Source organism: Pseudomonas mosselii, from assembly GCF_003205295.1.
Classification (GTDB): domain Bacteria; phylum Pseudomonadota; class Gammaproteobacteria; order Pseudomonadales; family Pseudomonadaceae; genus Aquipseudomonas; species Aquipseudomonas mosselii_B.
Genome location: NZ_QJRP01000018.1, coordinates 83,574 through 96,875 on the forward strand (window position 1 = coordinate 83,574; position 13,302 = coordinate 96,875).

At 61.7% G+C, this 13,302-nt stretch carries 6 protein-coding genes; 4 read left to right on the plus strand and 2 right to left on the minus strand.

Going from position 1 to position 13,302, the window contains the following annotated elements; translation table 11 throughout:
* Positions 1-282: 282 nt before the first annotated feature.
* The 3 genes from DMX06_RS26595 to DMX06_RS17655 all read left to right on the plus strand — a co-directional run bounded on the left by DMX06_RS26595 (position 283) and on the right by DMX06_RS17655 (position 7,300).
* A complete protein-coding gene (locus tag DMX06_RS26595) occupies positions 283-411 on the plus strand; it encodes a hypothetical protein (RefSeq protein ID WP_258378878.1) in 129 nt (42 codons plus the stop codon).
* Between the two features lie 156 nt (positions 412-567).
* Positions 568-5,988, plus strand: a complete 5,421-nt coding sequence (locus DMX06_RS17650; RefSeq protein WP_110738623.1) for a deaminase domain-containing protein — start codon at positions 568-570, stop codon at positions 5,986-5,988.
* A 121-nt stretch (positions 5,989-6,109) separates the two neighbouring features.
* Complete coding sequence (locus DMX06_RS17655) at positions 6,110-7,300, plus strand: MFS transporter (protein WP_110738631.1); 1,191 nt, start codon at positions 6,110-6,112, stop codon at positions 7,298-7,300.
* 48 nt (positions 7,301-7,348) lie between these two features.
* Here DMX06_RS17655 and ydiJ read toward each other — a convergent pair whose 3' ends face one another.
* The gene (gene ydiJ / locus DMX06_RS17660; RefSeq protein ID WP_110738624.1) at positions 7,349-10,366 is read right to left on the minus strand and encodes a D-2-hydroxyglutarate dehydrogenase YdiJ; all 3,018 of its coding nucleotides are present in this window, start codon (positions 10,364-10,366) and stop codon (positions 7,349-7,351) included.
* 161 nt (positions 10,367-10,527) lie between these two features.
* Here ydiJ and DMX06_RS17665 point away from each other — a divergent pair, with 161 nt between their 5' ends.
* Entirely contained in the window at positions 10,528-11,409 is an 882-nt protein-coding gene (locus DMX06_RS17665) for a LysR substrate-binding domain-containing protein (protein WP_110738625.1), read from the plus strand.
* Between the two features lie 72 nt (positions 11,410-11,481).
* On the opposite strand, the gene DMX06_RS17670 is transcribed toward DMX06_RS17665, so the two are convergent.
* Positions 11,482-12,900, minus strand: a complete 1,419-nt coding sequence (locus DMX06_RS17670) for an amino acid permease (protein ID WP_062574784.1) — start codon at positions 12,898-12,900, stop codon at positions 11,482-11,484.
* Positions 12,901-13,302 lie beyond the last annotated feature (402 nt).

Sequence of the window (13,302 nt, forward strand, 5' to 3'; positions counted from 1 at the left end):
ACCCGCTCCCACAGGATACGCGCCGCTTCGACATCAAGCGCTGTAACTGTGGGGGAGCGCAGCCTGCGATGAATCGAACGCAGGCAGTACAAGACTGTTGCTCCCACAGTGTTTCCGGCGCCCGAACACAGTCGGCGGTGCGCTGATCGCCCGCTAAAACCGACCAGCGCCAGGCAAAAATCTCAAACTGTCACCCAGACTGCTGTATCCTGCCCCAGCTTTTCGAAGCCACACATGCGCCCTGGCGCCGCCTTTTCACTCACACTTGCGAGGAACGACGAGATGCATGAAATCCCGAATCTTCCCTTCCCAAGCCTGAACCCCGAAGAGCAATCCGTTGCCGCCCACGCCGAACCGACGCCCGCCGTCGACCAGGACGTCGAGGATCAATCCAGCGCCGACCAGGAATAATCGCGCACCCCACCCGACTGTGTGAAAACGGCTGACCTGCGGGATCACCCCGTCATCGCGTTTTCACACCGTCAAGCGCCCTCAGGGTGCGATAACCCCATACCGCCCAGCCCCAATCTGAATCAACAGACTGATACCTCCCACCTAGGAGGCCACATGTCTTTTGATTCCCCTCTCACGCCCGCTACCACCTCACACAACGGGCCCTCCACCGATCAGCACCTTGCCAGCTCCACACTGTCCCAAAACCAGATAGCAACCAACGGCAGCGCATCAGCACCTGACCACAACGCCATCAGTGCGCAACTTACCCCATCACGACTGCTGGAAAGAATCCGAGCGCATGTGACAACCAGCCCCTCGACGGATGAGGACCTGGAAAACAACATCCTGTCACCGACCCCCGCACTTTTCGCCGACAACCTGGACATCCCCCTGGGTGCCCCACTCGAGGCGTACGACCCTATCAGGGCAGTTCACCTCACCCTCAACTACCTGCTGGACGGCAACACGCGATTCCCTGAAGACCCACGCTTCATCTTTGTGAACCTGATGGATTTATTCGGCGACACGAAAACCTACGCATTGGTTGCCGCAGTCCTGGGCGTCGAGGCAGACACCCTGACACCCCGCCAGATCCACGATTTTTTTGCTCGTATCGCCTGGGTCAATGAAGCCTCGATCAAAACGCCGGCCGCAAGAAAGCAACTCGATGAATTGCTGTTTGGCGAAAAGCCATTGAGTGCCGAAGCCGCTCGGCTTGGCAAGGATGAGTTCTGCGAACTGGGCGAACTGCTGACCGGGGTGCCCGAGGCCTTGCAGATATGGATGTTGCAGTTCAAGCGCGGCGAGCGCCGAGACACCGCCAGCGATTGGCTTGCGCATTGTCCGGCTGAAAATCTGCTGAAAGGCCTGACAGCACACGAATTGAATCCAGCCCAAACGGCCTTGACGGCCTTGACCATTACACTCAAGGAAGTGTTGCCCACCCAAATTGGGTATGAAGACAACGCACTGATACTTTCGCGAAACTTGCATCTGACCCAGCCGCTGATGAACCTTCGTGTCAGGGTACTTCCTGCTGCATCGCAGGTTCCGGCCTGGGCGGATGAAGATCCTTCTCGCGATGACAGCCCACCTGTTGAATGGAGCAATGCCCAGACTCAGGACCTGGGAGCCCGCCTGCTCCGAAAAGTGGTACTGCATGCACTGGACGCAAGTACTGAAGCCTGGGTGCCGCTGACCCTCGACATTGCCCAACGCGCCCAAGGCATGCAGGCTTTTTCTTTTGCGAACAAACTGAAGCAGGTGCACCCGACATTGAGTGCGACAGATTGCCTGCGCCTGGCTTCGTTGCTATTGCCACCAACGTCTGCAGCGGCAGGTCCATCCCCGCTCACCCCCTTGCCTGACAGCCGAGCCCTGGTTGAAACGCTCCCCGCCTTCAGCGACTGGTGCACGCACACCCTCATTGATGACCTGTTCACGAACGCGGGCTGTGAACTGCTCTGCGAGCTCAAGCAGGGCGAACGCCACTTGCTATTGCCAGCTTCGCAAACCTGGCAATTGATGATGCGATCATCACAGTTTGCAGACGTTTTCCGACCTCTGCTCGCTCTGGCAGGCTGGTATGGCGCCTCTCCTGCCGAGCCCGCATCACCGCGTGCGACACAGGCACTGGCGAGCCGGGCAATCGTCGATCACTTCCTGGGACCTCGTACACCGACAGATCGATCGGTGGCCGAGGACTTTCACGATCACTGGGTCACCGAGCACAGCCATCTGGATCTGCGTGCGAAAGTAAACGACAACATTCGTGCTCGCATTCCCGATATATCCCCGGCAGCATTGAGCCTGCTTGAATACTTGCTGCTCAGGGAGCTGGCACCTGAGCTGCTGATCAGCGACACACCCGACTGGCTCTATTATGGCCGCTCCTTGCAAAGCCTCGCCCTGATGCACGGCGCCAGATTGCTTGAAGCCCTGTTGCCTGGAGCCAGCTGCAAGACGGCCTACGATAAAGTCGTCACCCTGGCGAGCGACCTGAGCAGCCTCAAAGAGGAACATGCACAGCGACTCTGGAGCAACACCCTGATCTTGCCAGCGTTGCGCTATGCCAAAGCCCACGGCGCCCTACCAGGCTTCACGGGCAACGACATCAGGCAGGCCACCCTGCAACAGATCAAACTCGCAGTGCAGTTCGTCACTACCGAGCAGCAGGCGCTTGCGCGAGATGCACAAGAAATCGCCAAGACGCCTCCGGACCGAAAGACCTTGGCAGAACAGCAATTGGCTGCGGCGGGCGTCGGCACGCAATACTGGGATAAGTCCATTGCCTGCCCAGAGACCTGGAAGTACCTGAGTAGCCTGGGACTGGCCAAATCGAGCGGCTACAACTGGCATCACACCATAGCCACGCCAGGTTTCTCAGGTGACGTTGGCGCGCCAAGCCAAAAACCGGTCATCGAAAATCTCACACAACTGCTCATGACGGGGGACATCTATCGCGATGGAGAACCCACGGTGCCAAAGCTGTATGACCAGGCCTTCGAAGCCTTCAAGATCGACTGGGGGGCCGCCCACGCACGGTTGATCAAGCGGCTGTTCATGGAGTTACCGCAAGCCTTGCGCACTCAACTCCATACATCCACATGCGAAGTGAGCCTGGTGTCCTTTAACGGTGACACCGGCACCCAAGGCCTGTTCATTCGCTGCCAACCCGGCGACCACCGTGACGACTTCGATAGCCATGCAGTCGGCTGGGAGCACTATTTCGAACTCTGCCCCGGCGCAGGCGCACTGCGCCCTTGCAACCAGCACTTCAAGTACGACATTCCCTCCAATGTCATCCCCAACAACCCGATAGTTCAGGAAATGGTCAAGGCAGCGAACAGAGACTTCAAACGCAAGAGCCGTTTGATCCCGCAGACCCGCATGGACAGTGACGCCTATCTCAATGGCACCCCGTCACGCTCGGCCCATCAGTTGCAAACGCCACGCAATGGCACGCTGATTCCAACCTCGCAATGGGTGTACGCCAACCAGGCGAGCGAAGATGACTTCTTCCAGACCCTGGCCTGTACGGCAACCACCCACTTGTACGCGTCCACCCTTGCGAAATTCAAGGCCGACCACACACACACCACCCCATGGGAAGAACTGGTCAACCTGGAAAAACAGATTGACGATTTCCTTGCCCGTACACTCCTGCCGTTCTATGGCTGCATTACCGACCTGGTCAAGGGCAATCACTCCGCCGGCGTAATCATAGGCTGTGTGATGGATGCCATCGGCGCCCTGATACCGGCAGGCAAGTTCATCGCTTCGAGCCTCATGCTGATTCGCGATGCCGCCAACCTTACACTGCGTGCGGCTTGCGAAGTCATGAGCGGCGCCGTCAGCGACCTGCTCGGCCACTTGGCACAACAAAGTCCAGCACTCATCTACCGCGACATTGACCGCAGTATCCGCTGGCTCTGCGTCACATCCTGGAAAAAACTGGCACAACCTGCGCTGCGCTGGCTGCACGACCTGCGCGGCGCCGCGCAACTGCTGCACATGACCGAAGAAGGCACCTACGCCATTACCCGGGAAGCGTTGAGCGAGTCTGGGTATGCTTTCGAGCAAGGTGAGCTGGCACAGGTCGGCAATAGCGAAAACACACTGGTGCGTAATCTGGGCACCGCCGATGAGTCCAACTTCAAACTGCTCGACCCCCACGACAACCTGCCCTATGGGCCGCGACTCATCACCGAAGCAACTGCGCAGGCACCCAAGCTCATTCCCCTGAAACGCCTGGGATCAATCAGCCCTGGCCACTACCCTTCCCGAATCGCCGGCATCTTGGGCGAGGACGAGACGCTGGGCCTGGCCATCGACGACACCTGTAGTTTGCGGGTCCGCGCCAAGGGTGACGGGCACTACGACATCCACATCGATGATCACCACTATCATCTCGACGCCAGCGCTCACACCCCCTCCCTGAATGAGCTGTCAAACACGCCTGTCAGCACGCTGGACGAGATCACCCCCCAGGAGATGCTCTGCCGTCTGAAGCGTGACCTGGAGGAATCCAGCTGCAGCCCCTTCACCAAGCTGGTCAGCCTGCCGGCCGAACGCCTTCGCGCCAGCCAGCCCAACCCACTCACTCGTGGCCAGGAAATCAGCCAGGCATTCGAAGCCAGGGAGTACCACCTGGAGCGGCGCGGCACCGTCACCGGCGAGCAGGTTCCCGCCCGGTCGTTCGACCTGCTGGTGCACGAAGGTAAATTCTGCAAATGGGACCACGCTCCGATTAAAGGAACGACCCCCATGAAGTTCACCAAGGACAAGCAACTACTGGCACTGAGCGCGGACGAACGGATCCTCCTGGGGTTGCCCGAGAAGCCCACCTACCAGCCGCAGATCACCGGGCGCATGTCCAGCGAGCGGCACTTCGGCTTACTGCCCGATACCAGCGCCACGCAAGCCAAGACCATCAACCCCCATGTACCAGTCGTAGCGCTGGAGCAGATCTGCGAACAGGTGGCGGACAAGCGCGTGTTGCGCGGAATCAAAATCGAATGGAACGAGGAACAACAGATCTATGTAGAGGTGGACAATGGAAGGTTCTATAAAACCCGGCAAGGCCCGGGCCAGCTAACCTTTACCCCGGTGACCGACGCCGAAGAAGTCAACGAGTACCTGCGCCTTTCCAACCAGTACCGCTTCGTGGCCGAACGGCCCAATGCCGCCATAGACCGACACAATATCGCCAAGCTGCTCTTTGCCACTCTCGTGGAAAAGGGCGAGCCAGGGCTGCAGGCCTGGCTTGCAAGCGCGCCCGCCAACAAGTACTACGAGACCTATGCGCGCTGGTGTGTCGACAATAATGAACGCAATGAAATGCTGCATTATGCCGAGAACATCCTCTCGGGGGAGCGTCCGCAGACCAGCCTGGTAGAGGAAACCAGAAGCCTGATTCCCGACTGGAAGCTCATCGGCCAACGCAACCTCGCCGAGAAACGTTGCACGGTCCAGGTCCTGACCGAACTACTCCCGATCCAAGGCAAGGAAGCCAGCTGGGTGCCGCTGACCACCGTCAACATTGACCAGCAGGATGTCGCCAATATGATCTCGGCGCAGATGCACAACAGCAACCTGGCGTTTGCCTCGGTGCTCACCAAGGATGGACGGAAATTCGTGTACTACGCATTGGCGGGTGGTGAGCGGGCAAAGAATCTGTACCTCAAACCCTATCGACAGGGAGTACCCACCCGGCAGATTGGCGACACCACCTATGTCGATGCCAGGGCCTTGATGAGTAACCGAGCCCCCGACCCAGACATCACCAGCCTACCGGTCATCAGGCATTCGGGCAGGGTGTCGATCCGCCCATTTGATCGTTACCTTGACTCCGAACGGCTGATCGCAACCATTCTCAAGGAACAGCACCCGAGCAACAGCATTTACTCCATTCACATGTTTACCCGAATGGACACCTGTCGATCCTGCGGGGGGGTGGTGCTGCCTCAACTGACCCTCAACTACACCGATGCCGACTTCTGGGTAACCTACCTGGAAGAATACCGCCACTGATCCTCCTGACGGCAAGGTGAAGACATCTGCCCGACGCGCCATCTCGGTTCACGCTTCACCCACAGCCTGGATCGAGATGGTTATGATGGCGCAACACTCGCTTTACCCAGACCGGCCCCGCATGCCCGAACACACACTATCGCCACTTGCGATCACCCTTCAGGTGGTCTCGATCGTCCTTTTCACCTTCATCGGCTATTTGAACATCGGCATTGCGCTCGCGGTGCTGCCCGGCTACGTGCACAACGACCTGGGCTTCAGCGCCGTGGTCGCGGGCCTGGTGATCAGCGTGCAGTACCTGGCAACCCTACTCAGCCGCCCCACCGCCAGCCGCATCATCGACAACCTCGGCAGCAAGAAGGCGGTCATGTACGGCCTGTTCGGCTGCAGCCTGAGCGGCGTGTTCATGCTGGCCTGCAGCTTCCTCACCCATCTGCCCTGGCTGAGCCTGACCTGCCTGTTCATCGGCCGCCTGGTGCTGGGCAGCGCCGAGAGCCTGGTGGGCTCGGGCTCGATCGGCTGGGGCATCGGCCAGGTCGGCTCGGAGAATACCGCCAAGGTGATCTCCTGGAACGGCATTGCCAGCTATGGCGCATTGGCCACCGGCGCGCCACTCGGGGTACTGATGGTCAAACAGTTCGGACTGTGGAGCATGGGCGCAAGCATCATCCTGCTGGGCATCATCGGCCTGCTGCTGGCTTGGCCCAAGCGCGCCGCGCCGATAGTCGCCGGCGTGCGCCTGCCGTTCCTGCGAGTGCTGGGCAAGGTGTTCCCCCATGGCTCGGGGCTGGCCCTGGGCTCGATCGGCTTTGGCACCATCGCCACCTTCATCACGCTGTACTACGCCAGTCGCGACTGGCCCAACGCCGCGCTGACCCTGAGCCTGTTCGGCGCCAGCTTCATCTGCGCGCGCCTGCTGTTCGGCAACCTGATCAACCGCATCGGCGGCTTGCGCGTGGCGATCGCCTGTCTGTCGGTGGAGACCCTGGGGTTGCTGATGCTGTGGCTGGCAGCCAGCGCCGAGATGGCGCTGGCCGGCGCGGCGTTGAGCGGGTTCGGATTCTCGCTGGTGTTTCCGGCATTGGGGGTGGAAGCCATGAAGCAGGTGTCAGCAGCCAACCGCGGCGCGGCGGTGGGGGCCTACTCGCTGTTCATCGACCTGTCGCTGGGGGTCACCGGGCCGCTGGTGGGCGCCGTGGCGGCGGGGTTCGGATTCGCCTCGATGTTCCTGTTTGCGGCAGCGGCAGCGGGGTGCGGGTTGGTGTTGAACCTTTACCTGTATCGCCAGGCACAGCGTTTGCGCAAATCCTGAAGGCATCGCGGGGCGCCGATGCGCCTTGCCCCGCGATTGCCGTCATGGTCAACGCTGCGCGTACTGCAACACCACCTCCAGCGGATGACGCAACTGCTTCTCGGTCATGCGCTTGACCTGGCTGCGGCACGAGTAGCCGGTCGCCAATGCCTCGCCCTGCTTGTCCAGCTTGGTCGCCCAGGACTGCTCGAAGATGGTTTTCGAGGCTTCCTGGTTACGCGCCTCATGCCCATAGGTACCAGACATGCCGCAGCAGCCGGTGGCCTCGGTGACCAGCTTCAGTCCCAGGCGGGCGAACACCTGCTCCCACTGACGGGTACTGGCCGGCACGTTGGTCTTCTCGGTGCAGTGGGCCATCAGGCGGAAGCTGTCGGCCTTGACCGGCACCTGCTCGGGCAGCACGCTCATCAGCCACTCCTGGGGCAGCAGTACCGACGGGCACTCCACGCCATCGACCTTCTGGTACTCCTGGCGGTAAACCAGGGTCATCGCCGGGTCCAGCCCCACCAACGGCACGCCGCAGTCGGCCAGGGCCTTGAGCTGGGTGGCGTTGCGGATTGCTGCCTTGGCGAAGGCACCGAGGAAACCCTGCACATGCAACGGCTTGCCGTTGGCGCTGTAGGGCGCGAGGAACACCCTGTGCCCCAGGCGATGGGCCAGTTCGATGAACGAGGCCAGCAGTGGCGTCTCGAAATAGCGGGTGAAGGCATCCTGCACCAACACGATGCTGCGATCGCGCTGGGCCGGGGTCAGCTCGCGCAGGGCCGGAACGCTCGCGACCTGGACGCGGCAACGGGTCAGGGTGGCCTGGAAGTTGAAACGGCTGATCAGCGGGCTGTCGACCATGCCGACCTTGTCCGCCAACAAGCTGCTCACCCACTTCGAGCCCATCACCGCGTTGTACAGGCCCGGCGCATGGGCCAGGTACGGGATGGTGAACTCCAGCGATCCGATCAGGTAATCACGCAGCGGACGTTGGTAGCGACCGTGGTACAGCTCGAGGAAGCGCGAGCGAAAGTCCGGCACATTGACCTTGATCGGGCACTGCCCTGCGCAGGACTTGCACGCCAGGCAGCCGGCCATGGCGTCGTATACCTCGTGGGAGAAGTCCACCTGCCCCTGCTGGTGCGCACGGCTGTTGCGCAGTCGCGCCGGCAGCCCCTTGAACCAGGACACCTTGCGCTGGGCGGCGGCGAGCACATCAATGTTTGCCTCACCCTGCAGGCGCAACCATTCGCGGATCAGCGAAGCGCGCCCCTTGGGTGAGTGCTGACGTTCGCGGGTGGCCTTCCACGACGGGCACATGGCATCGTTGGGATCGTAGTTGTAGCAAGCGCCGTTGCCGTTGCAGTGCACGGCGCTGCCGAAACTTTGCCAGACGCGTTCGTCGATACTGCGGTCAAGGTCTGCGCGCAGGGTCACGCCATCCACCGGGGTCAGACCTTCAGCGCTGTCCGGCGGGGTGCAGATCTTGCCCGGGTTGAGCTGATTGTATGGATCGAAGGCGCCCTTGAGACGCTGCAGCGCCGGGTACAGCTCGCCGAAGTATTCCGGCACGTATTCAGAGCGCAGGCCTTTGCCATGTTCACCCCAGAGCAGGCCGCCATAGCGCTGGGTCAGCGCCGCCACGGCATCGGAGATCGGCTTGACCAACGCGGCCTGGGCCGGATCCTTCATGTCCAGCGCCGGGCGCACGTGCAGCACGCCGGCATCGACATGGCCGAACATGCCGTAGGCCAGGCCGTAACCGTCAAGCAGCGCACGGAATTCCGCGATGTAGTCCGCCAACTGCTCCGGCGGCACGGCGGTGTCCTCGACGAACGGCTGTGGCCGTACCTCGCCCTCAACGTTGCCCAGCAGCCCCACTGAACGCTTGCGCATGGTGTAGACCCTGGTGACCGCCTCGGCGCCCTCCGCCAGGGTATGCCCGAGGCGTTCGACGCTGGTGTCGCGCTGCAGGTGATCGACGAACGCCTCGACCCGGGCATTGACCTCGGCCGGTTCGTCGCCGCAGAACTCCACCAGGTTGATGCCCAGCGTCGGGCGCTCGGCGTCGGCCGGGAAGTACTCGGCGACGCTGTGCCAGACGATGTCCTTCATCGCCAGCATCAGTACCTTGGAGTCGACGGTCTCGATCGACAGCGGCTTGTGTGCCATCAGCGCATTGGCGTCGCGCAGGGCGTCCATGAAGCTGGTGTAGCGTACGTTGACCAGCACCGCGTACTTCGGGATCGGCAGCACGTTGAGCTTGGCCTCGACCACATAGCCCAGCGAGCCTTCGGCGCCGCACAGCACGCTGTTGAGGTTGAAGCGGCCCTGCTCGTCGCGCAGGTGCGCCAGGTCGTAGCCGGTCAGGCAGCGGTTGAGCTTGGGGAAGGTGCTTTCGATCAGCCCGGCCTGGGTTTGCTGGATCTCGCGGGCCATGCGGTACACCTCGCCGACCCGGCCGGGCGCGGCGCAGGCCTGCTCCAGCGCCGCATCATCGATCGGCAGGCTGTGCAAGCGCTCGCCGCCGAGCAGCACGCTGTGCAGCTCTAGCACGTGGTCACGGGTCTTGCCATAGGTGCAACTGCCCTGGCCGCTGGCGTCTGTGTTGATCATGCCGCCGACGGTGGCGCGGTTGGAGGTGGAGAGCTCCGGCGCAAAGAACAGCCCGTGAGGCTTGAGCGCGGCGTTGAGCTGGTCCTTGACCACGCCCGCCTGGACCCGCACCCAGCGCTCCTCGACGTTGACTTCGAGAATGCTGTTCATGTGCCGCGACAGGTCGACGACGATGCCATCGGTCAGCGACTGGCCGTTGGTACCGGTACCGCCGCCACGCGGGGTCAGCTTGATGTCGCGAAAGCGTGGCTCGGCCATGAGCGTGGCAACCCGCGCCACATCGTCGGCATCCCGCGGGAACACCGCCGCCTGGGGCAGGCGCTGGTAGATAGAGTTGTCGGTGGCCAGCACGGTGCGGGTGCCGTAGTCGGCACTGATCTGGCCACGGAAGCCGCTGTTCTTCAGGGCTTCGAGAAATTCAGGGTAGTGGGCGGCGGGCGCACGGGGCGGCAGCTGGGCGATCATCGAAGGATGGCCTCTATTCGATATTGGCTAATTCACGAGATGTTGTGTTTCCTGCGACTACGGTATGAATGATCTATACCGCATGACGAATACGCCCATGTTCCTGTAGTTTCGCGCCAGGGGCAAACGGATATTCCTGCCGCTATCGATGAGCTTTATGAATGAATTACCGCCACCTCACCCCTTCGATGTCGCTCTTGCTGGCTTTCGAGGCCGCCGCGCGGCATGAAAGCTACACCCGCGCCGCCGCCGAACTGTCATTGACCCAGAGCGCGGTGAGCCGCCAGGTGCAGGCACTGGAGCAACAGCTGGGACTCACACTGTTTCGCCGCGAGGGGCGCCAGGTACAACTGACCGATGTCGGCCGCCTGTACCAGCGCGAACTCAGCGAGGCCCTGGGGCGTATCCGCAGTGCCACGCTGCAGGCCCTGGCCTATCAGTCCGGTGTCGGCACCCTGCGCCTGGCAACGCTGCCGACCTTTGGCTCGAAATGGTTGCTGCCGCGCCTGCATGCCTTCTACGGCGCCCACCCCGGCATGCTGGTGCACATTCATTCACGTATCGAAGCCATAAACTTCGACACCAGCGAAATCGACGCGGCCATTGGCGTTGCCAGCCTTGACCTGCCCGGGCTGATCTGCCATCGCCTGCATGCCGAGGAACTGGTGGTGATCCTGCCGCCCGAAGCCAATGCGGATGGCCAATGGAGCCCGCAAAGGATCAGCGAGGAAGTACTGCTCAATGTCGCCAATAACCCCCATGCCTGGGGCGAGTGGTTTTCCCACCATGCCCTGCCCCACCGGGCGATGCGCCTTGGGCCAAGTTTCGAGCTGACTTCGCATCTGATTCAGGCGGTTCGGGCAGGCATAGGCATTGGCCTGGTGCCCAGGATCCTGGTGCAGGAGGAACTGGCCAGCGGCGAACTGTTCAGCCCGGGCACACCGTTTGCCAGTCAGCGCAGCTACTACCTGATCTATCCGCCCAGGAACGAGGCATTGCCATCGTTGCGAGCGTTTCGTGGCTGGTTGCTCGAACAGATCTGAGGCCGGCACAGGCAACAAAAAACCCGATGCCGGTTACTCGGCATCGGGTTTTTTGTTGGTGCGCATCAGCGCTTATTTGGCGATGCTGCCAGCAGCGCCATTGGCCTGGGAGCCACGCTTGCTCTTCAGTTGGTAGGCCACATACATCACCACCAGCCACACCGGCATCGCGTACACCGACACCTGGATGCCCGGAATCTGCAGCATGATGCCCAGGATCAGCACCACGAACGCCAGGACCAGGTAGTTGCCGTACGGGTACCACAGCGCCTTGAACAGCGGCTTCTGGCCGGTGCGGTCGAGGTGCTGACGGAACTTCAGGTGCGAGTAGCTGATCATCGCCCAGTTGATCACCAGGGTCGCCACCACCAGCGACATCAGCAGCTCCAGGGCATTCTGCGGCATCAGGTAGTTGAGCAACACCGCGATCAGGGTCACGGCTGCCGAGACCAGGATCGAACGTACCGGTACGCCGCGGCGGTCGACCTTGGCCAGCGCCGCCGGCGCATCACCTTGCTCGGCCATGCCCAGCAGCATGCGGGCGTTGCAGTAGGTGCCGCTGTTGTACACCGACAGCGCCGCGGTCAGGACCACGAAGTTCAGTAGGTGCGCGGCCACGTCGCTACCCAGCAGCGAGAAGACCTGGACAAACGGGCTGCTGCCGTAGCTGCCGCCGGAAGCGTCGATGCTGGCTACCAGGCTGTCCCACGGGGTCAGCGACAGCAGCACCACCAGGGCGCCCACATAGAAGATCAGGATGCGGTAGATGACCTGGTTGATCGCCTTGGGGATCACGGTCTTCGGCTTGTCGGCCTCGGCCGCGGTGAAGCCGAGCATTTCCAGGCCACCGAAGGAGAACATGATGAAGGCCAGGGCCATGACCAGGCCGCTGACGCCATGCGGGAAGAAGCCGCCATGGGCCCACAGGTTGGTCACCGACGCTTCCGGGCCGCCACTGCCGCTGGTCAGCAGGTAGGCGCCCAGGCCGATCATGCCGACGATGGCGGCGACCTTGATGATCGCGAACCAGAACTCGGCCTCGCCGAAGAACTTCACATTCATCAGGTTGATGGCATTGATCAGCAGGAAGAACGCCGCCGCAGTGACCCAGGTCGGGATCTCCGGCCACCAGTAATGGACGTACTTGCCCACCGCCGACAGCTCCGACATGCCCACCAGGATGTACAGCACCCAGCAGTTCCAGCCCGACAGGAAGCCGGCGAAACCGCCCCAGTACTTGTGTGCGAAATGGCTGAAGGAGCCGGCCACCGGCTCTTCGACGATCATCTCGCCGAGCTGGCGCATGATCATGAAGGCGATGAAGCCGCAGATCGCGTAGCCGAGGATCATCGACGGACCGGCGGACTTCATCACGCCGGCCGAGCCCAGGAACAACCCGGTGCCGATGGCGCCGCCCAGGGCGATCAATTGGATATGGCGGTTTTTCAAGCCACGCTTGAGTTCGCCGGACTGTGAGTTATGTCCACTCATGAACGAAGTCACCTGCTTGTTTTTATCTGTGACGGAATCGGACCCACCGCACTCGTGGCGCAGCGGAATGGGCAAGGTGGTTACCTTGGATACTTGTGACGGGAAGTCGCTCGTGGCATTGGTAGCCAGGGGCGGATCAACCGGGTGTCAGCAAGCGTGCGCGGTACGCAAGGGAGTCACAGGTAAAACGCGGCGCATTGTATACCCCTGCAAACGCGCAGGCGTCAACGCGTTGCATCGTTTCCTGTGGAAAAAACGCAGCGGTCCCGGGGTGAAGGCCTGAAAAGGCGGAGTGATCGGCGTGCATGGCGCCTCCATTTTGTTGTTTTAAGTGCCTGGCGATCCTGCCTGGCTCTGCACACGGCAATGGCGCTATCTCAGCGCTTGGACGGGGGTTTGGGA

Bases quoted from the DNA above. Each gene is read 5' to 3' on its own strand.
- DMX06_RS26595 (WP_258378878.1), top strand. From the start codon at position 283: ATGCATGAAATCCCGAATCTTCCCTTCCCAAGCCTGAACCCCGAAGAG.
- ydiJ (WP_110738624.1), bottom strand. From the start codon at position 10,366: ATGATCGCCCAGCTGCCGCCCCGTGCGCCCGCCGCCCACTACCCTGAA.
- DMX06_RS17670 (WP_062574784.1), bottom strand. From the start codon at position 12,900: ATGAGTGGACATAACTCACAGTCCGGCGAACTCAAGCGTGGCTTGAAA.
- DMX06_RS17665 (WP_110738625.1), top strand. From the start codon at position 10,528: ATGAATTACCGCCACCTCACCCCTTCGATGTCGCTCTTGCTGGCTTTC.
- DMX06_RS17650 (WP_110738623.1), top strand. From the start codon at position 568: ATGTCTTTTGATTCCCCTCTCACGCCCGCTACCACCTCACACAACGGG.
- DMX06_RS17655 (WP_110738631.1), top strand. From the start codon at position 6,110: ATGCCCGAACACACACTATCGCCACTTGCGATCACCCTTCAGGTGGTC.